This window comes from Lentzea sp. NPDC036955 (genome assembly GCF_055608005.1).
In genome coordinates this window covers 22,420-44,344 of the sequence record NZ_JBVJRC010000015.1, presented here as the reverse complement: position 1 = coordinate 44,344, position 21,925 = coordinate 22,420, and the positions used below count along the sequence as shown (strand labels likewise).

The 21,925-nt window shown below is 71.4% G+C and carries 20 protein-coding genes and 1 tRNA gene; 12 read left to right on the top strand and 9 right to left on the bottom strand.

The annotated features are described in order from the left end of the window. Nucleotides 1-18: 18 nt before the first annotated feature. Complete coding sequence (locus tag ACZ7CF_RS38200; RefSeq protein ID WP_470372116.1) at nt 19-303, top strand: DUF6412 domain-containing protein; 285 nt, start codon at nt 19-21, stop codon at nt 301-303. 39 nt (nt 304-342) lie between these two features. Further along, complete coding sequence (locus tag ACZ7CF_RS38195) at nt 343-960, top strand: YidC/Oxa1 family membrane protein insertase (RefSeq protein ID WP_470372115.1); 618 nt, start codon at nt 343-345, stop codon at nt 958-960. Here the strand turns inward: ACZ7CF_RS38195 and ACZ7CF_RS38190 are convergent. Beyond that, nucleotides 942-2,450 (bottom strand): PucR family transcriptional regulator, encoded by a 1,509-nt coding sequence (locus ACZ7CF_RS38190; protein ID WP_470372114.1) that lies wholly within the window; start codon nt 2,448-2,450, stop codon nt 942-944. The genes ACZ7CF_RS38195 and ACZ7CF_RS38190 overlap by 19 nt on opposite strands. Before the next feature lie 200 nt (nt 2,451-2,650). Here ACZ7CF_RS38190 and pruA point away from each other — a divergent pair, with 200 nt between their 5' ends. Beyond that, nucleotides 2,651-4,276: an L-glutamate gamma-semialdehyde dehydrogenase gene (pruA, locus tag ACZ7CF_RS38185; RefSeq protein WP_470372113.1), complete on the top strand. Its 1,626-nt coding sequence runs from the start codon at nt 2,651-2,653 to the stop codon at nt 4,274-4,276. A gap of 87 nt (nt 4,277-4,363) precedes the next feature. Beyond that, entirely contained in the window at nt 4,364-5,287 is a 924-nt protein-coding gene (locus ACZ7CF_RS38180; protein WP_360400900.1) for a proline dehydrogenase family protein, read from the top strand. Here ACZ7CF_RS38180 and ACZ7CF_RS38175 read toward each other — a convergent pair. Continuing rightward, the gene (locus ACZ7CF_RS38175) at nt 5,274-7,694 is read right to left on the bottom strand and encodes a hypothetical protein (RefSeq protein WP_458434018.1); all 2,421 of its coding nucleotides are present in this window, start codon (nt 7,692-7,694) and stop codon (nt 5,274-5,276) included. The genes ACZ7CF_RS38180 and ACZ7CF_RS38175 overlap by 14 nt on opposite strands. 185 nt (nt 7,695-7,879) lie before the next feature. Between ACZ7CF_RS38175 and ACZ7CF_RS38170 the strand changes: the two genes are divergently transcribed. The 4 genes from ACZ7CF_RS38170 (at nt 7,880) to ACZ7CF_RS38155 (ending at nt 11,886) form a co-directional block, all read left to right on the top strand. Further along, a complete protein-coding gene (locus tag ACZ7CF_RS38170) occupies nt 7,880-9,523 on the top strand; it encodes a bifunctional 3'-5' exonuclease/DNA polymerase (protein WP_470372112.1) in 1,644 nt (547 codons plus the stop codon). Nucleotides 9,524-9,678: 155 nt separating this feature from the next. Then, entirely contained in the window at nt 9,679-11,058 is a 1,380-nt protein-coding gene (locus ACZ7CF_RS38165) for a carbohydrate-binding protein (RefSeq protein WP_470372111.1), read from the top strand. Nucleotides 11,059-11,113: 55 nt separating this feature from the next. Beyond that, a tRNA-Val gene (locus tag ACZ7CF_RS38160) sits at nt 11,114-11,185 on the top strand. Nucleotides 11,186-11,247: 62 nt separating this feature from the next. Beyond that, nucleotides 11,248-11,886: a helix-turn-helix domain-containing protein gene (locus ACZ7CF_RS38155; protein ID WP_470372110.1), complete on the top strand. Its 639-nt coding sequence runs from the start codon at nt 11,248-11,250 to the stop codon at nt 11,884-11,886. Here ACZ7CF_RS38155 and ACZ7CF_RS38150 read toward each other — a convergent pair. After that, nucleotides 11,879-12,706: a hypothetical protein gene (locus tag ACZ7CF_RS38150; protein ID WP_470372109.1), complete on the bottom strand. Its 828-nt coding sequence runs from the start codon at nt 12,704-12,706 to the stop codon at nt 11,879-11,881. The genes ACZ7CF_RS38155 and ACZ7CF_RS38150 overlap by 8 nt on opposite strands. 152 nt (nt 12,707-12,858) lie before the next feature. Between ACZ7CF_RS38150 and ACZ7CF_RS38145 the strand changes: the two genes are divergently transcribed. Genes ACZ7CF_RS38145 through ACZ7CF_RS38130 form a run of 4 tightly spaced genes read left to right on the top strand, consistent with a single transcriptional unit; the run spans nt 12,859 to nt 15,975 of the window. Beyond that, the gene (locus ACZ7CF_RS38145) at nt 12,859-13,269 is read left to right on the top strand and encodes a hypothetical protein (RefSeq protein ID WP_360400918.1); all 411 of its coding nucleotides are present in this window, start codon (nt 12,859-12,861) and stop codon (nt 13,267-13,269) included. 8 nt (nt 13,270-13,277) lie between these two features. After that, complete coding sequence (locus tag ACZ7CF_RS38140; RefSeq protein WP_360400920.1) at nt 13,278-13,859, top strand: DUF3558 domain-containing protein; 582 nt, start codon at nt 13,278-13,280, stop codon at nt 13,857-13,859. A gap of 40 nt (nt 13,860-13,899) precedes the next feature. Beyond that, nucleotides 13,900-15,186 carry a PPE domain-containing protein gene (locus ACZ7CF_RS38135; protein ID WP_470372108.1) on the top strand — a complete coding sequence of 429 codons (1,287 nt, stop codon included), beginning with the start codon at nt 13,900-13,902 and terminating at the stop codon, nt 15,184-15,186. Between the two features lie 9 nt (nt 15,187-15,195). Then, nucleotides 15,196-15,975, top strand: coding sequence for an ESX secretion-associated protein EspG (locus ACZ7CF_RS38130; protein ID WP_360400926.1), 780 nt, complete (start codon nt 15,196-15,198; stop codon nt 15,973-15,975). A gap of 6 nt (nt 15,976-15,981) precedes the next feature. Here ACZ7CF_RS38130 and ACZ7CF_RS38125 read toward each other — a convergent pair whose 3' ends face one another. From ACZ7CF_RS38125 to ACZ7CF_RS38100, 6 genes are all read right to left on the bottom strand, one after another. Beyond that, a complete protein-coding gene (locus tag ACZ7CF_RS38125; protein ID WP_470372107.1) occupies nt 15,982-17,142 on the bottom strand; it encodes a lactate 2-monooxygenase in 1,161 nt (386 codons plus the stop codon). A gap of 40 nt (nt 17,143-17,182) precedes the next feature. After that, nucleotides 17,183-19,342, bottom strand: a complete 2,160-nt coding sequence (gene secD, locus ACZ7CF_RS38120) for a protein translocase subunit SecD (protein ID WP_458434030.1) — start codon at nt 19,340-19,342, stop codon at nt 17,183-17,185. Between the two features lie 48 nt (nt 19,343-19,390). Further along, nucleotides 19,391-19,717, bottom strand: coding sequence for a hypothetical protein (locus ACZ7CF_RS38115; protein WP_360400935.1), 327 nt, complete (start codon nt 19,715-19,717; stop codon nt 19,391-19,393). After that, a complete protein-coding gene (locus ACZ7CF_RS38110; protein WP_470372106.1) occupies nt 19,717-20,664 on the bottom strand; it encodes a tetratricopeptide repeat protein in 948 nt (315 codons plus the stop codon). Before ACZ7CF_RS38110 ends, ACZ7CF_RS38115 begins: the two co-directional genes overlap by 1 nt. A gap of 271 nt (nt 20,665-20,935) precedes the next feature. Continuing rightward, nucleotides 20,936-21,328: an NUDIX hydrolase gene (locus ACZ7CF_RS38105; RefSeq protein WP_360400941.1), complete on the bottom strand. Its 393-nt coding sequence runs from the start codon at nt 21,326-21,328 to the stop codon at nt 20,936-20,938. 9 nt (nt 21,329-21,337) lie between these two features. Continuing rightward, the gene (locus tag ACZ7CF_RS38100; protein ID WP_360400944.1) at nt 21,338-21,919 is read right to left on the bottom strand and encodes an FMN-dependent NADH-azoreductase; all 582 of its coding nucleotides are present in this window, start codon (nt 21,917-21,919) and stop codon (nt 21,338-21,340) included. Nucleotides 21,920-21,925: the final 6 nt, after the last annotated feature.

Sequence of the window (21,925 nt, the reverse complement as noted above, 5' to 3'; positions counted from 1 at the left end):
GGCCGTACACTCGGGAACATGATGCGGCAGGAGACCAGGAATCGGGCGGTGCTGCTGCTCGCCGTCTTCCTGCCCGCTCTCTACGCGTTCACGCTGCTGTCCTCGCCGACCGAGGTCGTCGCGGCCGTGACCGCCTTGGCGCTCGCGTTGCTCGTCGTCGTCGCGCTCGTGCCGCGGTCGGTGGCACCGGCCCGGTCGCTCGCGATCCGGGAGCGCGCCGAACGATCGGCGCAGCTGCGGCTGCGCAACCCCGACACCGCTGGTCGGCCCCGTCCCCGAGCACCGGGGTGCCGGACGTTCTGACACGTCCCGCACACCCGACTCAAGACGGAGAAAGAACCCTTGTTCGCTGACCTGGGCGCTGCCCTGGCGAGCTTCGGCACGCCCGCGCTCGCCATCGTCCTGTTCACCATCGTCGTGCGGCTCGCGCTGCACCCGCTGTACCGCGCCGCCGTGCGCGGGGAGAAGGCCAAGGCCAAGCTCGCGCCGGAGATCCGGGAGCTGCAGAAGAAGTACGGCAAGGACCTGGTGCGGTTCTCGGAGGAGTCGCAGAAGGTCTACCAGAGCAACGGCGTCTCGATGTTCGCGGGACTGCTGCCGATGCTCGCGACGGCCCCGTTCTTCATGGTCGTCTACCAGGTCGTCACCACGCCGAACCCGTTGCTGGAGGGCACGTTGTTCGGCGTCTCGCTCGGTTCGCACTTCACCACCGGCTTCGCGTGGGTGTTCTTCGCGCTGTTCGCGGCGCTGGCCGTGGTGGCGTACCTGACCGTGCGGTGGCAGCGGTCGCAGCTGACCGCCGCGCCCGCGCCGGGGTTCATGACCGGGCTGGTGAAGGTGCTGCCGTTCGGCACGATCCTGGTCGCGGCCTACCTGCCGCTGGCCGCCGGGCTGTACCTGCTCACCACGACGACGTGGACGATCGCGGAACGGGCGCTGCTCTACCGCATCCTGAGCTGAAGCTGGGCGATCAGGCGCACCAGCGGGTCGTCCAGGTCCAGGTCGATCCGCCGCAGCCGGTACCGCAGCGTGTTCGGGTGGACGTGCAGCCGGTCCGCCGCGGCCCGCACGTCCCCCAGCGCGTCGAGGTAGGCGAGCAGCGACTTCGCGAGCTCCGGGTCCAGCGCGTCGATGCGGGGGTCGCGAATCCTCGGGTTGTCCTGCAGCAGCGCGAGGATCTCGCTCACCAGCACCTGCGAGCGCACGTCGGCGAGCGTGGCGACCTCGGCGTCGAGGTCGCGGGCCATCGCGTCGAGCACGCGTTCGGCCTCCTGCCGTGACACCCGCACCTCGTCGAGCGTGGCCACCGTCGAGCCGACCGCCGCCTGCACCGCCGTGTGCAGGTGGCGGCGGGCCGTGGTGACGATCTCGCGGGTGAGGTTCAGCAGCTGCGCGTTCGGGGCGAGGTCGGGCAGCAGCACGTAGGTGCGGCCGCCGGACTCGCTGACCAGCGCGCTGCGCCGGTACGCCGCCGCGTGCACGGAGATCAGGCCGGTCATCTCGGCTCTGCGCAGCTCGTGCTCGCTGCGGTCGCCCTCGGCGCTCCTGAGCGCGAAGACCACCACCGCGGCGGGTTTGCCGGGGTCGGCGCCGATCTGGCCGGCGACGGTGGCCGCGTCCATCCGGCCGGTGAGCAGGGCGGCGAGGAGGTTCTCCCGGAACCGGGACGTGGGCTGGTTGCGCTGCTGGATCAGGTGCGGGGCGGTGACGCGGGCGGCGCCGAGCAGTGCGCGTTCGGCCTGGGCGGTGAGCGGCTGGTCGCCCTCCTGCACCCAGATCGTGCCGAGCGGCTGCGACCCCGCGTGGATGCCGACGGCGATGCGGCGGCGGATGCCGAGCTCGGGGCGTTCGTCGATGCGCACGACCTCCTCGCCTGACCGCAGCAGGTTGTAGACGCCCCACTCGCGCAGCATCTTCAGGTACGGCTCCGGCCCCTGGCGGCCGAGGATCGACAGCCGGCGCAGCTCGTCGACCTCGTCGGACGACCGCGAGTAGGCCAGCACGCGGCTCGCGGTGTCCTCGATGCTGACGATGCCGCCGGTGAGGGTGGCGATCGTCTGCGCGAGCGCGAACAGGTCGCCGAGCACCTCGCCGTCGTCGGTCGTCGTCGTGAGCACGCCTTTGGCCAACGACTCCAGGTGCGCCCACCGCACCTCGGGCCTGACCTCCAGCAACGCCACGCCCGCGTCCGTCGCCGCCTGTTCGAGCGCCGGCGAGCTCTCTTTTACGGCGACGGCGGCGGCCTTCGCCCGTCCGGCAGCCTTGACCAGCGGCAACGCCGCTCGGCCACGTACGCCGATGACCAGCGCGAGGTCCCCCGCCGCCACGTCCGGCGGGTCGTCCGGGTCCATGATCACGACGTCGCGCACGTCGACCTCCAGGCCGTGGGGCGCGACCTGCAGCTCGACGAGCGGGTCACCGAGCGCGATCAGGATGTGCCGCAAACTCATCCCCGCCCCACCCCCGCCGCTGCTGCTGCTCCGGCACGCGGGGGCCCCGCGTTCCCTCCTGGGGTACGAAAGCTCCCCGCGTGCACTTCAACACTGTCGGATCGTACATCTGAACTGGTGAAATTTGGTTGGTCGGACAACGGATGACGGCTTGACCGGACTTACGGTTGGGGCACCGACGATTCGACGAGGAGTTGCGAGTGGACGCGGTCACCCAGGTTCCCGCCCCGGTCAACGAGCCGGTCCTGCAGTACGCCCCCGGCACCCCGGAGCGCGCCGAGCTGCAGGCCAAGCTGACCGAGCTGCAGAAGGAGCCGCTCGAGCTGACGCTCACCATCGGTGGCGAGCAGCGCATGGGTGGCGGCGAGCGGTTCGACGTCGTCCAGCCGCACAACCACCGCTCGGTCCTCGGCACCCTCGCCGGCGCGACCCAGCAGGACACCACCGACGCCCTGCGCGCGGCCCGCGAGGCCGCCCCTGCGTGGCGCGCGATGTCGTTCGACGACCGCGCGGCGATCCTGCTGCGCGCCGCCGACCTGCTCGCCGGCCCGTGGCGGCAGACGCTGAACGCCGCGACCATGCTCGGCCAGTCGAAGACCGCGATCCAGGCGGAGATCGACTCGGCCTGCGAGCTGATCGACTTCTGGCGCTTCAACGTGCAGTTCGCCCGCAACCTGCTGAGCGAGCAGCCGATCTCCTCCCCCGGTGTGTGGAACCGCACGGACCACCGCCCGCTGGAGGGCTTCGTCTACGCGATCACGCCGTTCAACTTCACCGCCATCGCCGGCAACCTGCCGACCGCGCCCGCGCTGATGGGCAACGTGGTGCTGTGGAAGCCGTCGCCGACCCAGTCGTTCGCCGCGCACCTCACCATGCGGCTGCTGGAGGAGGCGGGCATGCCGCCCGGCGTCATCAACCTGCTGCCCGGTGACGGCCTGGCCGTCTCCGAGGTCGCGCTGAGCTCCCCCGACCTCGCGGGCATCCACTTCACTGGCTCCACCGCGACGTTCCAGAAGCTGTGGGCGCAGGTCGGCGCGAACATCGCGAACTACCGCTCGTACCCGCGGATCGTCGGCGAGACCGGCGGCAAGGACTTCATCCTCGCGCACCCGTCGGCCGACCCTGACGTGCTGCGCGTGGCTATGATCCGCGGTGCTTTCGAGTACCAGGGCCAGAAGTGCTCCGCCGCGTCGCGCGCCTACGTGCCGCGCTCGGTGTGGAACAAGATCAAGGACCAGTTCCTGGCCGAGGTCGAGGCCCTGACCTACGGCGACGTCACCGACTTCTCGAACTTCGGTGGCGCGGTGATCGACCGCCGTTCGTTCGACAAGCTGTCGGGCGTGCTGCAGGCCGCGCGGGCGGACTCCTCGCTGGAGATCGCCGCCGGCGGCACCGCGGACGACTCGGACGGCTTCTTCGTCCGGCCCACCGTGCTGCTCGGTTCCGACCCGTCGAACTCCGTGTTCACCACCGAGTTCTTCGGCCCGGTGCTCGCGGTCCACGTCTTCGAGGACGCCGACTACGCGACGGTGCTCAAGCAGATGGAGAGCGCGGCGCCGTACGGCCTCACCGGCTCGATCATCGCCCGTGACCGCGCCGCCGTGGCGCACGCGCAGGAGGAGCTGCGGTTCGCCGCGGGCAACTTCTACGTCAACGACAAGCCCACCGGTGCCGTCGTCGGCCAGCAGCCCTTCGGCGGCGGCCGCGCGTCCGGCACGAACGACAAGGCGGGGTCGGTCCACAACCTGCTCCGCTGGGTGAGCCCGCGCTCCATCAAGGAGACGTTCGTGGCCCCCACCTCCCACCTCCACCCGCACCAGGGCTAGACCAGGCCCTCCTGAGTGAGGGGAACGTCGTTGCGCCACAAGCACTTCGACGTTCCCCTCACCTCTCACACCCCGAGGACGTGAACCATGTTGCGCTCCAGCCTCCTCCTGGCGTCCCGCAGCGCGGGTACCCGCAAGCTCGTCGAGTCGACGCCGCTGACCCGGCCCGTCGTCGAGCGGTTCGTCGCCGGTGCCGACGTCTCCTCCGCGATCCACACGACCGCCGAGGTGCTCGGTGACGGCCGCCTGGTCACGCTGGACCACCTCGGTGAGGACACCGTCGAGGAGTCGCAGGCGAACGACACCGTCGAGGCGTACCTGACGCTGCTGGCGCAGCTGGAGCGGCACGGGCTCACCGACGGCGCCGAGGTGTCGGTCAAGCTGTCGGCCGTCGGCCAGTCGCTGCCGGTGGACGGCGAGAAGATCGCGCTGGAGAACGCCCGCCGCATCTGCGCCGCGGCCGCCGTCGTCGGCACGACCGTGACGCTCGACATGGAGGACCACACCACCACCGACTCGACGCTGGGCATCCTGCGCGAGCTGCGGGTGGACTTCCCGTGGGTGGGTGCGGTGCTGCAGGCCTACCTGAAGCGCACCGAGCAGGACTGCCGCGATCTCGCGCACGCCGGTTCCCGCGTGCGGCTGTGCAAGGGCGCCTACCAGGAGCCCGCTTCCGTTGCGTACCAGGACAAGCACGACGTCGACCTGTCGTACGTGCGGTGCCTCAAGGTGCTGATGGAGGGCGCCGGCTACCCGATGGTGGCCTCGCACGACCCGCGGCTGATCGCCATCGCCGCCGACCTCGCGTCCGCGCGGTCGAAGGACACCTACGAGTTCCAGATGCTGTACGGCATCCGGCCGGAGGAGCAGCGGCGCATCGCGTCCGAGGGCAACCGGATGCGCGTCTACGTGCCGTACGGCGACGAGTGGTACGGCTACTTCATGCGCCGGCTCGCCGAGCGCCCCGCCAACGTGGCGTTCTTCGTGCGGTCGCTGCTCACGACCAGCTGAGCGCGCTCTCGGCCGCGGCTGCCGTCTCCAGCGCGAACTCCAGCTTCGCCTCGTCGCCCACCTCGCGTGCGATGCGCACCGCGCGGTGGGCGAGCCGGAGCGCCTTGTCGACCTCGAACCCGGTCTCCACGCACAGCCTGCTGTAGATGGTGAGCGCGTCGGCGTACCCCGGTTGTTCGTCCAGCTCCGGTCCGAGCAGGTGCCACAGCACGATCGCGGTGTGCGCGGTGTTCCTGGCCTCCTCCTTCCGTTCCGCGGCACGGAGCTTGCACGCGTGCTGCTGGAGCGCGGCGAGGTGGGCGACCGGTCCGGTCTTCGGGATCAGCACCCGCCACACGCCGAGCGCGAACTCCGATGCTCGCAGCGCGCGGACGTGGTGGTCCGCTTCGGACAGTGCGCGGACCACCGGTTGCAGACCCGGTGCCAGTTTCGTGCCGAAGAAGTCGATGAGCTGCGACGGCAGGCGGTCGCAGATCTCCAGGAACTCGTCCGCGTGCCGCAGCGCCTCCTCGTGCCGGTCGTGCAGCAGCTCCTGCTCGGTGAGGACGGCGAGGGCGAGCACCAGGTCGACCTGGTTCCACACCAGGTCCCGCGCGACCAGTTCCCGGTGCACCGCAACGGCTTCCTCCGCCGCGTGCAGGTCGTCCGCGACGTGCACCACGGTGAGCAGCGCCGTGCCGAGGCCCTTGCGGTCGTCCGTCTCGCGCCACAGCATCACGGCCTCCTGGGCGACCAGCCGCGCGTCCGGGTCGCCGAGTTCGTGCACCGCCCTGCTGTACCGAGTCAGCGCGTCCGCCAGCTCCGAGCGGAACGTGTCGGGGTTGACGACCGCGAGCCGGCGGAACAGCTCGACGGCCTCCCGCAGCGTCTCGCTCGCGGCCTCCGCGCGGCGCAGGTCGGTGAGCATCACACCGGCCATGGCGAGGTTGCGGGCCAACTCCGGTTCGAACCGCGGGTCCTCCTGGGCGAGCACCCGCCAGTTCGCGATGGACAGCTGCATCGACTCGGCGGCGTGCTGCTTCTCGCCCTCGGCGTGGAAGCGGCGGGCCATCGCGGCGGCGACCCTGGCGTAGTCGCCGCGGAACAGCGAGGGGTGGTTCTTCGCCAGCTCCTGGAAGAGCAGGGTGGCGCGGCTGAGCGCCGTCATCGCCGCCTCGTCCTGGTGCAGCGCCTGGTAGCGGTAGCTGATCTGCTCCAGCGCGGACGCGAGCTGCGGGATGGTCTCCGGGTCGTCCTCCGCGATCTCGCGCCACAGCCCGATGGCCTCCTCCGAAACCTGCAGCACCTCGTCGCGGCGCTGGGCGTTGATGAGCCGCAGGCCGAGGTCCCCCAGCGCGTCCGCGAGCAGCGGCCGGTTCTCCGGGTCCCGCCGCGCCAGCTCCCGGTAGCACTCGACCTCCTGGCGGGAGGCCTCGACGGACTCGTGCCGCAGCCCGCACACCATCGTGCGGGCGCTGAGCATCCCGTACATCTCGGCGCGTTCCAGGGTGTCCTCGGCGCCCTCGATCAGCCTGCGGGTGAGCATCGACGGGATGGCGTCGGTGGCGAACCGCTCGTCGCGGAAGAGCCGGCGGGCCAGGTGCTCCGCCGTGGCGCGGGAGCCGATCTCCGCGGTGATGCGCAGGCTGTCGCGGGCCATGTCGCGGACGACCTCCGGGTGCTCGGCGACGAGCCGGTCGAGCCGCGGCCGCAGTGCGGGCCAGCGCAGGGCGGCGCGGGCGAGCAGGTCGGGGTCCGGGGAGTCCGGGGTGGCCACGGCGAGGTAGTCCTCGGCGATGCGGCCGGTGCGTGGACCGCTGTCGCGCCGGAGGAGCTGGCGGACGAGCTGGGTGCGGTTCACCTCGCACGGGTCGCCGTGCACCGCGGTGAGCGCGGCCATGTGCAGGTCGAGGGTGGTCTCGTCGGCGATGTTCGGCGGTGGTTCGTCGGGTGCGGTGACGCCGAGCTGCTTGGCGAAGTGCTCGCAGGCGAGGGTGAACGACTCGGCGCGGTCGGCCGGGCTCGGCGGGAGCGCGAGCTCGGTGACCTCGTGGTCGAAGTCGGCGACGCGCTGGCGGGTCGAGGACCACCACCAGCCCGTGATCCGGCTCGCCAGCAGCACCCTGGTGCGCTGCGGGCCGTGCCGCAGGGTGTCCTGGAGCTGCTCGAAGACCTGCTGCCAGGTGCGGCGGTCGGCGTCGTCGAGGACCAGCAGCCGCCCGTGCGCGTCGTCGTCCCACAGCTCCGCGAACCGCTGGAGCAGCCGGGTCTTGCCCGCGCCCGCCGGGGCGTGCACGAGCAGGGACGCCTGCGGGACGGGGCTGTCGCGCCACGCCACGAGTGCGTCGAGTTCGGGTTCTCTGCCGTGAAAGGGGACCACCTGGTGGGTGGGGTCCAGCAGTGCGGCGACGCTGAGTGCTCGATCCACGGCTTCATAGTCGGCCGGTGGTCAGGTGAGGGACAGCAAGACCACACCATCGGGGAATCTTCGCGTTTTTCCTTCACTCCTTCGCTGGCTGGCTTGGAGGAACTCCAACGGAATTGTGGTGCTGACGGCGGTGTAGATGGCCGGCTCGACCGAAATTGTCAGACCCCCTGGGCACAATCAGAGGCGTGCTGGTCTCCCTCGTCCCCGAAGCGGACGGCGCGGGGCGGTGGCAGGAGCTGAACGACGACGGGACCCCGGCGGGTCCCGCGACGTCAGCGCCGTCACTGGCCTCGGCCGTCGCGTCGCTGGAGCGCGCCCACAGACCGCGGTGGCTGTGGGCGGACACCGCGGAGGCCTACCCCGCGCTGCTGGCGGCCGGCGTGCGGGTGGACCGGTGCTGGGACCTGCACCTGACCGAGGCGCTGCTGCTGGGCGCCGAGGGCAGGCACCGCGAACCGCGCGAGCTGCCGGCGGCGGTGGCGCGCGCGTTGCGCCTGCCCGCGCCGGCGGACGTGGGCCCGCGCAAGAAGGACGTCGCGCTGACGTTGTTCGAACCGGAGCCGGTGGAGCTGCCCGGCGGCACCGACGAGCTGGCCGCGCTGTCGCTGGTCTTCCAGGCGCAGCAACGCAATCCGGCGTTGTCGCTGCTGATCGCGGCCGAGTCGGCGTCGGCGCTGGCGGCGGCGGAGATGACCCACCACGGGCTGCCGTGGCGGGAGGACGTGCACCTCGCGCTGCTGGAGGACCTACTGGGCCCGCGTCCCGGCCCCGGCGCGCGGCCGAAGGTGCTGCAGGGGCTGGCTGACCGGATCCGGGAGGCGTTCGGCGGCTACGACGTGAACCCGGACGCGCCGGCCAGCATCGTGCGGGCGTTCAAGCGCGTGGGCATCGAGGTGTCGTCCTCGCGGCGCTGGGTGCTGAAGAAGGTCGACCACCCCGCGGTGGCGTTGCTGGTGGAGTACAAAGAGCTCGCGCGCCTGTGGGCGGCGCACGGCTGGTCGTGGCTCGACACGTGGGTCTCGGCAGGGCGGTTCCGCCCGGAGTACGTGGTTGGCGGCGTCGTCACCGGCCGGTGGGCCTCCCGCGGCGGCGCGGCGCTGCAGATCCCGCGCCTGCTGCGCCAGGCGGTGCGCGCGGACGACGGCTGGCGCTTGGTGGCCGCCGACGCCTCCCAGCTGGAGCCGCGCATCCTGGCCGCGCTGTCCGGCGACGAGAGGCTGATCGACGTCTGCGGCGACGACGACCTGTACGCCGCACTGGCCGCGGACTCGTTCAAGAGCGAACGCCCCCGCGCGAAGATCGCGATGCTCTCCGCCATGTACGGCGGCACCTCCGGCGAGGCCGGCCCGCTGCTCGCCGTGCTGCGCAAGCGCTTCCCGGTCGCGGTCGGCTACGTGGAGGCCGCGGCCCAGGCAGGTGAACAGGGCCGCATGGTGCGCACCCGCCTCGGCCGCACCTCCCCGGAACCGTCCGCGTCGTGGCAGGACCTGGTCAACGGCGCCGACGACGCGGGCAACGTGTCCAGCTCCTCCCGCCAGGCCGCCCGCAACTGGGGCCGCTTCACGCGCAACTTCGTGGTGCAGGGCAGCGCCGCGGACTGGACGGCCGCCCTGCTCGGCGTGCTGCGCACCCGGTTACCGCGCGAGGCGGCGCTGGTGTTCTTCCAGCACGACGAGGTCCTCGTGCACTGCCCGGCAGCCGACGTCGACGGGGTGGTGGCGGCCATCGCGGAGGCGGGCCAGGCGGCGACCCGGCTGCTGTTCGGCGACACACGGGTGCGGTTCCCGATGAACGCCGTGCCGGTGGAGTGCTACGCGGACGCGAAGTGAGGGCCGTCGGCAAGATCCGCGCACCTCGCGTGTCCAAACGAGACGTAGCGGCACCAGCGCGCTTTGTGGCCGTTCGTCCGAATGGCCGCTTGTCCACGGGTCGTGAGAGCGCTCTCATAAATGGACTGCACCCGTGACAAGGAGGTCACTCGCGCATGAGGCAACGCAGTCGCATCCTCGCGGCCACGACAGCTCTTCTTGCCGCGGTACCCCTGGCGATCGCCGCCATGTCCGCCAACGCTTCGATCCCACCCCCCGCAGCGGGATGGACGCAGGTGTGGGGCGACGACTTCAACGGAGCGAGCGGAACCCTGCCGTCCAGCTCGAACTGGATCTTCGACCTGGGCCACGGCTACCCCGGTGGACCTGCGAACTGGGGCACCGGGGAGATCCAGAACTACACGAACAGCACCAACAACATCAAGCTCGACGGTGCCGGCAACCTGCGCATCACCGCGCTGAAGGACGGCGCGGGCAACTGGACGTCGTCGCGCATCGAGACCCAGCGGTCGAACTTCAAGCCGGCGCCGGGCGGCAAGCTCGCCATCGAGGGCCGCATCCAGATGCCGAACGTCACCGGTCAGGCGGCGCTGGGCTACTGGCCGGCGTTCTGGGCGCTGGGCTCGCCGTTCCGCGGCAACTACTGGAACTGGCCGGGCATCGGTGAGTTCGACGTGATGGAGAACGTCAACGGCATCAACTCGGTGTGGGGCGTGCTGCACTGCGACGTCGCACCCGGCGGTGCGTGCAACGAGTTCACCGGCATCGGCAACTCGCGGGCCTGCCCCGGCGCGTCGTGCCAGACGGCGTTCCACACGTACCGCTTCGAGTGGGACGACGCCGGGAAGTCCTTCAAGTGGTTCGTCGACGGCCAGCAGTACCACACGGTGACGCAGGCCCAGCTCGGCGCGGGCGTGTGGGACCGGATGACGTCGCACGCCGGGTACTTCATCCTGCTGAACCTGGCGATGGGCGGCGCGTTCCCGAACGCGTTGAACAACAACCAGCCGACCCCTGTCGCTGCCACCCAGTCCGGGCACTCCATGGTCGTGGACTACGTGGCCGTCTACACGGCTGGCGGTTCGACGACGACTCCGCCCACGACCACGACGACCTCGAACCCCGGCGGTGGTGGTTCGGCGTACAGCGAGCTCCAGGCGGAGAACGCCTCCGAGCGCTCCGGCGGCTCGGTCGCCCCGGCCGAGGGCGGTTCGGGTGTCCACCAGATCGCCAACGGCGGCTACCTGAAGTTCTCCGGCGTCAACTTCGGCTCCGGTCCGGCGCGGCAGTTCTACGCCCGCGTCGCCTCGGGTGCCGCCGGCGGCGTGAGCGGTCTGGTCGAGGTCCGGCTCGGGTCGCGCACGGCGGCGCCCGTGGGATCGATCGCGGTGGGCAACACCGGGGGCTGGGACTCGTGGAGGACCATTCCCGCGAACATCTCGAACATCTCCGGGACGCACGACGTGTACGTGACGTTCACGAGCGGCCAGCCGGCGGCGTACGTGAGCGCGAACTGGGTGAAGTTCGGCCTCTAGACCCTCGTGTTCGCCGGGCCGTGCCCGTCCGCTAGAATCTCGTCCTGCACCACGAGGACGATTAGCTCAGCGGGAGAGCACTACCTTGACACGGTAGGGGTCACTGGTTCAATCCCAGTATCGTCCACGTTTCTCGCGCTCATGGCGCCGCATCCCCCGGGATGCGGCGCCTTTTGCTTTGATTGACCCGTGTACGCCGAACGTCCCGCCCCCGCCGGTCTGGCCTGCCTGTGGACGCGCACGGTGTCGTCGGAGACCGTGCAGCGCGTGGTGCCCGACGGGTGCACGGATCTGATGTGGACACCCACGACGGGCGCGTTGTTCGTGGCCGGTCCGGACACCCGCGCGCAGCTCGCTTCCGTCGCGCCCGGCACGTTGTACGGGGTGCGGTTGCCGCCCGGCGCGTTCCCGTCGGTATTCGGCGTGCCGGCGTGCGAGGTGCGCGACCTGCGGGTGCCGCTGGCGGAGCTGGTGCCGTCCGCGCGGCTGTCGGCGTTCTCGGAGGTGGTGTCGTTCTGCGCGACCCGCGTGGTCGTCGACCCCGCTCTCGCGGGTACCGCCGCGTTGCTGCGCACCGGTGACGTCAGGTCGGCGGCCTGGGACATCGGGCTGAGCGAGCGGCAGCTGCGGCGGCGGTGCCTGGACGCGTTCGGCTACCCGCCCAAGGTGCTGCAGCGGGTGCTGCGCTTCGACCACGCGCTGCGCCTGGCGTGGGCCGGCCGCCCCTTCGCCGCGGTCGCCGCCGACGCCGGCTACGCCGACCAAGCGCACCTCTCTCGCGAGGTGCGCGCGCTGGCCGGTGTGTCGCTGAGGCAGCTGATCAGCTGATCCGGCCGTAGCTGCGCAGCGTGAGCAACGCGTCGATCGTGGCGATGGACCGCCACTCGAACGTGACGACCGGCGTGAACGCGGGGAAGCCGAAGTTCCAGCCGCCGTCCTCCTGCTGTCCCGTCCGCAGCTCGTCGAGGTCCCGCTCCAGCTCCGCTTCGCTGAACCACGACCGCGCCAGGCCGCCGGCCCGCGCCGCGAAGAAGTGCGGCGCCATGCCCTCCCCCTGCGCGTACCCGTCCGTGCTGGGCTTGAGCTGCCCGATCCGCGCCGCCGCGAGCTCCGCCCGTTCCCGGTCCGGCACCTCGTCGAGGAACATCACCGCGGCCCGCAGCTCGTACGGGTGGGTCTCGCCGAGCGCCTCGACCTGCCGCCAGCAGTAGTCGGTGGCCCGGTCGAGCCACGGGTGGGTGACCCCCAACGCGTGCAGGGCCGCCGCGATCTGGGCGGTGAGCAACAACCCGCCCTGGTCGTCGAGCGTGATCCACGGCGCCACCGGGTGCCCCTTCGACGTGGACAGCCCGAACGGCACACTTCCGTCGGGACAGGTCGCATCGAGCCAGGTCAGCACCGACCCGGCCGGTTCCGGCGCGCTGACCTCGGCGAACATCTGCAACGCCCGCAACGCGTGCAACGGCTGACTGGTCGGCCCCCGGTGGTCCGGCTCCAGCCCGTGCCCGTACCCGCCGTCGTCGTTGCGGAAGGCCAGCACCGCCCGCACCACCGCGTCCCCGCTGCCACCGTCGAAGGCGTACTCGAACCACCGCTGCTCCAGCGTGCGGGCGTTGTGCCAGATGAAGTCCCTCGCGCGTTCGATCATGCCTGCGAACCTAAGCTGCCTGGTCGCGCCACGTCTTGGACGAAACGGCCATGTGTCCAGGTCAGCTCACTCGTTCGCCCGCCGGGGGAACCGGCGCTGTGCAAAAATCCTCCAACAGGGGTGTGTGGAAGTTCTGAGGGGAGCTGGCCGAGATGCTGATGTTCGACGCGATCACACCGTGGGCCGTGAGCGGCGCGGTCGGCGCGGCAGCCGGTGCTGCTGCCGCCGCGGCAGGTGCGGCGGGGGCGGGAACCACGAAGTTCAGCGTCGATCCCGACCAGGCCCAGAAGATGATCGAAGGTCTGAGGACGGCCGTGGAGCACCTGCGGACCTTGCAGGACACCGCTGACCAGCTCACTGCTTCTGGTGCCCCTGGACCTGACCCGTTCAGCGGCTACGCCACGCTGCAGATGCGGCAGGCTGCCGGCACCGAACCGGGTGGTTACGGCTGGGCCAACATCAAGGCACGCGAAGCGCTCGAGAAGACCATCGAGAACATCGAGAAGGCTCTGGCCGAGTACCGGGGCACCGACGACGCGGCCTCGTCCGCGATGGGAAGGTAGACACCGCCTTGAAGCGCACGACCATGTTGTTGGCGGCCCTGTTCTCGCTGGCCGCTGTAGCTGGCTGCTCCGACAAGAGTGGTGGAAACCCCACGCCCGAGACCACCACGCCCCCGGCGAGCACGGAGACGGAGACTTCGAGCGCCCCGTCTGGTCCTGAGCTGGACCTGTCGAAGTTCACGAGCAAGCCCTGTGACGTGCTGACCGCCGATCAGCTGGCCGGAGTCAGCAACGTGCGTGCCCCGAAGACTCGAACGGCACCGCTCGGTCCCACCTGCAACTGGGAGTCGCAGGACATCCTGAAAGACACCGGTTTCGGTGTGACGCTGGGTGCGGACCAGAAGTTCGACTCCCTTCTGGGCAACTCACGCACGTCTCCGATCTTCACCGAGTCGAAGGTCAGCGAGCTGCGAGCATTCAACTTCGACAGCACTGACGGCACCCGTGACTGCTCTACTGTCGTCGAGACCGGCAAGAACAGCGTGATCATCGCGCAGGCGCACGTCGCTCTGCAGCAAAAGGGCATCAAGAAGCCGTGCGAGGAGAGCCAGAAGATCGCGGCGGCAGTCATCAGCACACTGAAGGGGTAGGGACATGCCTGGGGATGAGCCGAACATCGCTGGTTTCGCAATGCTCCCCTTCGCGGGTGGCGAGACCGTCTACAACTGGTTCAACAAGGGCAAGGGCCCAAGCCAGAGCACCGCGCTGACCAGCCAGGGATGGCGTGATGTGGCCGGCGGTCACAACGAGGTCGCCGAGATCATCAACAAGGCGGTGCGCGACTCCGGCGCAGCGTGGGAGGGCCAGGCCGGTGACGCGGCCCGCAGCACCACCTCGCCGCTCGCGACCTGGGCGGACATGACCGGCAAGTCCGCTCAGGACGCCGGCAACACGGCCGACTCCATCGGTGAGGCGTACACGAACGCCAAGTACCAGATGCAGAAGCCGCCGGAGGTCCCCGACAAGCCGTTCCTCAACGACTTGGCCCCGTGGGACACCGACTACGACAAGGCCGTCGAGAAGAACCAGCAGGTCAGCGAGCAGAACATCCGCGCGTTCAACCAGTACGCGGAGGCGGTGAACCAGAGCACCAACCAGATGCCGACGTTCATCTCGCCGGACGCGACCGACGCGAACATGCAGGAGCAGAACAACCGGTCGATCGACCGGGTCACGCCGCCGAGCACGCAGCCGCCGCCCATCGGCAGCAACCCGCCGCCGGGCACGGGGACGCCGCCCGGTACCGGCACGCCGCCGGGCATCGGTGGCCCCGGTGACGACACCGGCACGTCGGGCTGGAAGCCGCCGGGTTCCGGTGGCGACGACACCAACCCGTCGCAGCTCAACCCGAACGACCCGCGCAACCGGCCGCCGGTCTTCGTGGACCCGAACGACCCCCGCAACCGGCCTCCCGGCCTCGACCCCACCATCCCGCCGGGCGGGCGGTTCGACCCCAACGACCCGCGCAACCGGCCGGGTGGGCCGAACGACCCGCGCAACCGGCCCGGTGGGCCCGGGGTGCCCGGCGGTGGCCGGCCCGGTGGGGGCGGTGGCGGTGCCGGTGGTGGCATGCGGCCGCCGGGTGCCGGTGGCATCGGTGGTGCTGCCGCGGCCGGGCTCGGCAAGGGACCCGGCGGCATGGGCGGCATGGGTGCCGGTAGCGGCTTCGGTGGTGCGGCCGGTGTGGCCGGTGCCGAGCAGGGACGTGGTGGCGCCGGTGGCTTCGGGCCCGCGGGTGCGGGTGCGGCCGGTGGTCGTGGTGCCGCGGGTGCGGCCGGCATGGGCGGCATGGGTGGTGCCGGAGGCCGCGGTCAGGGTGACGAGGACAAGGAGCACAAGTCCGCGTCGTACCTGCAGGAGACCGAGGACATCTTCGGCGACGGGACGATGGTCGCTCCGCCGGTCATCGGCGGTTAAGGGGGAATTGTGCTTCGGAGCAGGGTCGCCATCCCTGTCGTCGCGCTGTACCAGGCGTGGCAGGTCGCGGGTCTGCCGCAGCTGCACAGGGCGTTGGTCACGCAGGTCGACTTCGACTCGGAGTCGCTCGAGGAGGGCGACCTGAGCGGGTTGGAACGGCTGCAGCGCACGGCGTGGGCGCAGCTGGAGCAGACCGGGCTCGCGCGCGGCGGGGAGATCCACCCGGACCTCGCCGGCGCGTTGCGGCTCGTGGTCGAGGCCGGTGCGGAGTACTGGGCGTTCTTCAGCCAGAAGGACGGTCCTCAGCAGGCGGTCCTGGTCGTGTCGAACGGCCAGGACGCGCTGCGGGTCGTGCTGACGCCGGACCAGCTGTTCGTGCTGGAGCCGGTGCGGGCGGACGAGGCGCCGCAGTCGCTGGTGGCCGCGCTGCCGCCGACGCCGGCCGGGAAGGGCGCGCCGATCACGTTGCCGGAGGACGCGTTGCAGCAGAAGCGGCAGCCGTCCTACGAGGACACCGGCTCGTTCCTGCAGCAGAGCCGGCCGACCAGCACGCCGAACGACCAGCTGGTCGCGCAGCTCAAGACGATCATGTCGGAGCCGCGGACCGGTGGTGGCCAGCTGTACTCGGCCAAGCGCGACCACACCGGGCGCAAGCAGCGCTGCGCCGCCCCGCTCACCTACCTCGACACGGTGAGCGGGCGGTACGTGGCGGCGAAGAGCGAGGGCTGGCTGCGGGTGCAGCCGGCCGACTTCGGCACGCTCGCCCGGCTCACCGCGACGATGCCGTAGCGGGACTCAGGAGAACCGCAGCGCGTCCGGGCCCAGTTCGGCCGGGCTGCGGTGACCCGAGAGCCCCAGGGTCAGGTCGAAGTCCGCGAGCAGGCCGCGCAGGACGTGCTTCACGCCGACCTGCCCGCCGTGCGCCAGCCCGTACGCGAACGGCCGCCCGACCAGCACCGCCTTGGCACCCAGCGCCAGCGCCTTCACGACGTCGGCGCCGGTGCGGATGCCGGAGTCGAACAGCACGTCGACCTGCTCCCCCACCGCCTCCACGACGGTGGGCAGCACGTCGAGCGACCCGACGGCGCCGTCGACCTGGCGCCCGCCGTGGTTGGACACGACCACACCGTCCATTCCGGACTCGACCGCTTTGCGCGCGTCGTCTGGGTGCTGGATTCCCTTGAGGACGATCGGTCCGTCCCAGTGCTCGCGCAGGAACGCCAGCCGGTTCCACGACTTGTCGGTGCCGGTGAACAGCTGCACCCACCGCAGGATCGCCATCGGCAGGTCCTCCTCGGGCGACTTCGCGAGCCCCGCGCGGAAAGCCGGGTCGCTGAACGGGATGGCGGTCCCGACGCCGCGCAGGAACGGCAGGTAGGCCTGGTCGAGGTCGTGCGGCCGCCACGCCAGCGTCCACGTGTCGAGGGTGACGACCAGCGCCGTGTACCCGGCCTTCTTCGCCCGCTCCAGCAGCGATGCGCAGACGTCCTGGTCGTTCGGCCAGTACAGCTGGTACCACCGCGGCCCGGCGCCGGACGCCTCCGCTACTTCCTCGATCGTGTGCGACGACGCCGTGGACAACACCATCGGCACGCCCAGCTCGGCCGCGGCCCGCGCGGTGGCGAGCTCGCCGTCGGGGTGCAGGATCGACTGCACGCCAACGGGTGCGAGCATCACCGGCGCCGGCAGCTCGGTGCCCAGCACCGTGACGCCGAGGTGCCGTTCGGTGGCGTCGGTGAGCATCCGCGGCACGATCCGCACCCGGTCGAAGGCCTCGCGGTTCGCCCGCACGGTGGCACCCGAGCCCGCACCTCCCGCCACGTACCAGAACGGACCCGGTCCCAGCCGGGACCGCGCGGAGTCCTCCAGCGCGTCCGGGTCGGTGGTGAACGGCGGCACGGTGCCGCCGAGCCCCTGGAGGTAGATCTCGTTCTGGTACGCGGCGAAAGAGGTCATGGCCCCTACTCTGCTACGAGTCCCGCGGCGTGAGGAAGAGCTACACGCGGGCTCCCGCCGGTGCCTTGCGGGTCGCCGCCCGCACCGGGCGCGGCCACCGCTGCTCCAGCCAGATCGCGACCGGCGCCGCCGTGACCACTGTGGACATCGTGCCGAAGATCAGGCCGATGAGCAGGGCGGTCGCGAAGTTCGCCAGTGAGCCGTCGCCCAGCACGAGCAGTGCGGCGAGCACGAACAGCACGCCGATGCCGGTGTTCACGGTGCGTGGCACGGTCTGGACCACGGCGTCGGAGACCACGTCCTGGTAGGCGGCTTTCAGGCGGGAGCCGCGCAGGGTGCGGAGGCGGTCGAAGACGACGACGGAGTCGTTGACGGAGTAGCCGATGACGGTGAGCAGGGCGGCGAGGAACACGCCGTCCGCGGTCTTGCCGAGCCACGCGAAGATGCCGACGAGGACCAGCACGTCGCTCAGCAGTGCGGCGACCGTGGCGACGCCGAGGCGCCAGTCGAAGCGGATGGCCAGGTAGCCGAGCTGGGCCGCGACGGCGATGGCGAGGCCGATGACGGCGTTGCGGCGCAGTTCGGAGGACAGCGACGGGCCGATGAGCTCGTTGCTCGACTGGCGGGCGCCGCCGTCGACCGCGGAGTTCACGACCTCGCCGATGCGGTTCGAGGCGGCGTCGTCGATCGGGCCGGTGCGCAGGGAGACGTCGCTGCCGGAGGACGACACGACGACGTCCTCGAAGCCCGCGTCGGCCAGTGCGCCGCGGACGCGGCCGGCGTCGACGGGGCCGCCGGCGGTGAAGTCGAGCATGCGGCCGCCGGTGAACTCGACGCCCAGGTTGAGGCCGCGCAGGAGCAGGCCGGAGACCGCGACCAGCACCAGGACGGCGGCGCTGCTCAGCCACAGCCACGGGCGGCGGTACAGGACGAGCTTCAGCCTCGACCGGACGAAACCGAGCGAGTCCAGGCCGCTCAGCCGGGGCCGCTTGGCCACGAAGCGCGTGCCCATCGCCCACAGCACCAGCACGCGGGAGAGCACGAGCGCGCTGAACATCGACGCGAGGACACCGATGGTCAGCGTCACGCCGAAGCCGCGCACCGGCCCGGTGGCCAGCCAGAACAGCAGGCCGGCTGCCAGCAGCGTCGTCACGTTGGAGTCCGCGATGGCGCTCAGCGCACCGCGGAAGCCCGCCTCGGACGCCCGCCGCAGGTTCGCCTTCCGCGCGTACTCCTCGCGGGCCCGTTCGAAGATCAGGACGTTCGCGTCGACCGCCATGCCGATGGCCAGCACGAAGCCGGCCAGGCCCGGCAAGGTCAGGGTCGCCCCCACGGCCAGCAGTCCGGCGTAGGCGACACCCGCGTAGCCGACCAGGGCGACGACGGCGAGGAAACCGGCGAGCCGGTAGGCGAAGACGAGGAACAGCGAGGTCAGCGCGATGCCGATGATCGCGGCCTGGGCGCTCGCGTCGATCGCCTCGGCGCCGAGGGTGGCACCGACCGTGCGCTGCTCGATCACCTCGACGGGCACGGGCAGTGCGCCGGAGCGGATCACCAGGGCCAGCTCGTTGGCCTCGGCCTGGGAGAACCGGCCGGTGATGGTCGTGGCGCCGCCGGGCTGGCCGCCGCCGCACGGGGTGTCGGTGCTGACCTCGGGTGAGGAGACGACGTTGCCGTCGAGCTTGAACGCGATCTGGCGACCGGGGTCGCCGGAGGGCACGCAGGCGGCCTCGCCGGTGACCTTCTGCCACGTCTTGGGCGCGTCGCCCTGGAACTGGATGTTGACCACGTAGCCGGCGCCCTGCTGGTTGCGCACGGCGGTGGCGTCGGAGATGCCCTCACCGGTCATGACCTGGGCGCCGTTGCGTTCGACGGTGAGCTGGGCGGTGCGGCCGAGGACCTTCACGGCCTCTTCCGGGTCCTGCACGCCGGGCAGCTCGACGACGATCCGGTTCTCGCCGGAGCGGGCCAGGACGGGTTCGGCCACGCCGAGCTCGTCGACGCGGCGGCGCAGCACTTCGAGGGCGCGGTCGGTGGAGTCGGAGTCGCCCTTGGCCTCCAGGACGATCTGGGTGCCGCCGCGCAGGTCGAGGCCGAGGCGGGGATCTGTGGTGAGCAGCAGGAAAGCGGAGGCGACGAGGACGCCGAGCGACAGCAGTGCGCGCACGAGCAGCCCTCGTCGCGCGGTGTCGCGCGACATGGGTTGGGAGAGCCTTCCGGGAGGAAAGTGGTGGCTGAGAACGCGGTGTCAGCGACCGGAAGGCGGTGAGCGGTCCCGCCGCGGGGTCCAGCGGACGCCCTCGGGCGTGCGGTGCACGCGCCGGGTGAACGCGACGAGGAACCGGACGGGCAGCGCGGGCTTCGCGACCGGCGGCACGTCGGCGGCGAGCTGGGCCAGCGGCACCTGGGCGGCCTGCTGGTTGTGCGGTTTGGGGACGGCTCCTGGCAGGTTCGCCACGTCGTGCGTGTGCTGCACGACCGAGCCCCCGACGTGGGCGGCGGGTGCGGGCGCGGCGAGGACGAACAGCTGTCCGAGGAACAGCATGATCGCGAGCGCGACCGCGTTGCGCCGCATCACCGCCCCCTGCCTCCCCCGACGTAGACCAGGGCGCCGCCGAGCACGGCGCACAACCAGGAAAGCACAAGAGGCTGCATCGTGGTGGCGCCCAGCACCAGCGCGACGGTCCAGCCGGCGAGCAACGCGGCCGACGCGCCGAGCAGCGACACGGTCACGGCGAGCTTGCGCAGGTGCAACAGCGCCTTGAACGGCCGCAGCCGCAGGCCCACGACCAGGCAGCCGAGCACCAGCGCGGAGGTCAGGAACGCCAGGTAGGGCGTGGGGCGGGGCATGCCGGCGAGCAGCGCCAGCAACCCGCCGCCGACCAGCAGCAACGCCAGCGTGCGCAGCGACCGCCACACCTGCGCCTTGTTGAGCTGCGCGGGCGGCTTGGCGGTGCGGCGGCGCTGCACGGTGGCGAGGTTCGCCTTCGAGTCGGCGTCGGACGGGTCGAGCTTGATCGCCTGGCGGTAAGCGTGCTCGGCGGTGCCCCAGTCGCGCATCCGCAGCGCCGCGTCACCGAGGACCTGGGCCGCGCGGACCTCCGACGGTGCGAGCTGCGAGGCGTGCAGTGCGGCGTCGAACGCCTCCACCGCGCCGTCGGGGACGTCGGCGAGCACCTCGGCCAGCACGACGTAGCCGCGCCAGTCGCCCGGCTTCTGCCGCACGGCCTCCCGTGCCGCAACCGCCGCCTCGGGGTGGCGGCCCAGGTCGCTCAACGCGAGCGCGGCCAGCCGCTGCGACCAGGCCCGTTCCCCGTCGAGCACCATGGCGCGCTTGGCCGAGTCGAGGGCGGGACCGGGTTCGCGCAGGTCGAGGTGGGCGGCGGCGAGCCGGCACCAGGCCTCGGCGTGCCGAGGGTTCGCCGTCACCAGGGGACGCAGCAGGTCGATCGCCTGCCGCGGCTTCCCCGAGGCGGCGAGCTCAGCGGCGCGCAACAGCACCGCGGTCGTCGGCTCGGACACGCCGCCCAGTGTGACAGCGCACCGCGGCACCTCGAACGGGTGACCGCCTGGGCACTCTTCGCGCTGGTCAGCGTGGTCGTGGTGGATGTGGATGTGGACGCGCGGGGACCGGGTGCGCCGCTTCACTGCGCACGAGGCCCCCGCGCGATCGACGGCCGGTCAGATGGAGTGACGGGCCGCGATCCCTGCCGCACCTGCTGCAACGACGGACCGCGGCCGGTGAGTCCCGGTTGCACCGAAAGTCACGCGCATCACGTGGCAAGCGCTTGCCTCAGGTCAGCAGGCCCGCCTCGTGCAGGTGGGCGAAGATGATCCGGACGACCGGTGAGATCCGGTCCACGTCGGCGGTCGTGAGCCACGCGAGCTCCTCGATCTCGCTCGCGGCGGCCAGCTCCCCCGTGAACGACGCCGTGTAGCAGGTCATCCGCACGGTCACCCCCGACGAACGGCCGTGCGCCTGCGCCTCGAACGTCCCGACGTGCCGCGCCGAGGCGGCATCGATGTCGACGGACAGCTCCTCGCGGATCTCGCGCACGAGCGTCTCGACGTCGGTCTCCCCCGGCTCGCGCTTGCCACCGGGCAGGTAGTACGTGTCCTTGCCGGCCGAGCGGGTGCCGAGCACCCGGCCGTTCTCCAGCAGGATCCAGGCGATCTTGTCGATCATGCCGCCAGGCTAGGCGGACGCGAGCTCCTTGACCACGCGGTGCGCGTCGGCCAGCGACTCCACGGCCAGCTCGCGGAACTGGTGCATCTGCGGCACCACGTCGGCCAGCGTCAGCTCGGCGTGCACGAACTCCAGGGTGCGGTCCAGGCCGATCATCGACAGCACGGCCCGCAGGTACGGCTCCTGGAAGTCGAAGCCCTCGCGCGGCGTGCCCGGCTTGTAGGAACCACCGCGCGCCGTCACGACGACGACCCGCTTCTCCCCCAGCGGCCACGTGCCGTCCTCGCGGGCGAAGAACTCCGAGGTCGCGACCTGGTCGATCCACGCCTTCAACGTGGACGGGATCGAGAAGTTGTACATCGGCGCGCCGATCAGGAGCACGTCGGCGGCCTTGAGCTCGGCGGTCAGCTCGGCCGCGATCCCCTGCTCGGTGCCGTCCTTGTGCGGGACGGGCACGGCGTGGAGGTCCCGGTAGGTGTAGCCGCCCTCCGGGTTGGCCGCGCGCCAACTGTCGGCGAAAGCCCTGGTGATGTCGCGGGTCACGGACCCGTCGTAGCGGATGCTCGAGTCGAGGTGCAGCAGGTTGGTCATACCCAG

Coding starts and splice junctions, on each gene's coding strand:
- ACZ7CF_RS38125 (WP_470372107.1), bottom strand. CDS start 17,142: ATGACCTCTTTCGCCGCGTACCAGAACGAGATCTACCTCCAGGGGCTC.
- ACZ7CF_RS38135 (WP_470372108.1), top strand. CDS start 13,900: ATGCTCCCCTTCGCGGGTGGCGAGACCGTCTACAACTGGTTCAACAAG.
- ACZ7CF_RS38150 (WP_470372109.1), bottom strand. CDS start 12,706: ATGATCGAACGCGCGAGGGACTTCATCTGGCACAACGCCCGCACGCTG.
- ACZ7CF_RS38190 (WP_470372114.1), bottom strand. CDS start 2,450: ATGAGTTTGCGGCACATCCTGATCGCGCTCGGTGACCCGCTCGTCGAG.
- ACZ7CF_RS38105 (WP_360400941.1), bottom strand. CDS start 21,328: ATGATCGACAAGATCGCCTGGATCCTGCTGGAGAACGGCCGGGTGCTC.
- ACZ7CF_RS38165 (WP_470372111.1), top strand. CDS start 9,679: ATGAGGCAACGCAGTCGCATCCTCGCGGCCACGACAGCTCTTCTTGCC.
- ACZ7CF_RS38100 (WP_360400944.1), bottom strand. CDS start 21,919: ATGACCAACCTGCTGCACCTCGACTCGAGCATCCGCTACGACGGGTCC.
- ACZ7CF_RS38200 (WP_470372116.1), top strand. CDS start 19: ATGATGCGGCAGGAGACCAGGAATCGGGCGGTGCTGCTGCTCGCCGTC.
- ACZ7CF_RS38180 (WP_360400900.1), top strand. CDS start 4,364: ATGTTGCGCTCCAGCCTCCTCCTGGCGTCCCGCAGCGCGGGTACCCGC.
- ACZ7CF_RS38145 (WP_360400918.1), top strand. CDS start 12,859: ATGCTGATGTTCGACGCGATCACACCGTGGGCCGTGAGCGGCGCGGTC.
- ACZ7CF_RS38115 (WP_360400935.1), bottom strand. CDS start 19,717: ATGCGGCGCAACGCGGTCGCGCTCGCGATCATGCTGTTCCTCGGACAG.
- secD (WP_458434030.1), bottom strand. CDS start 19,342: ATGTCGCGCGACACCGCGCGACGAGGGCTGCTCGTGCGCGCACTGCTG.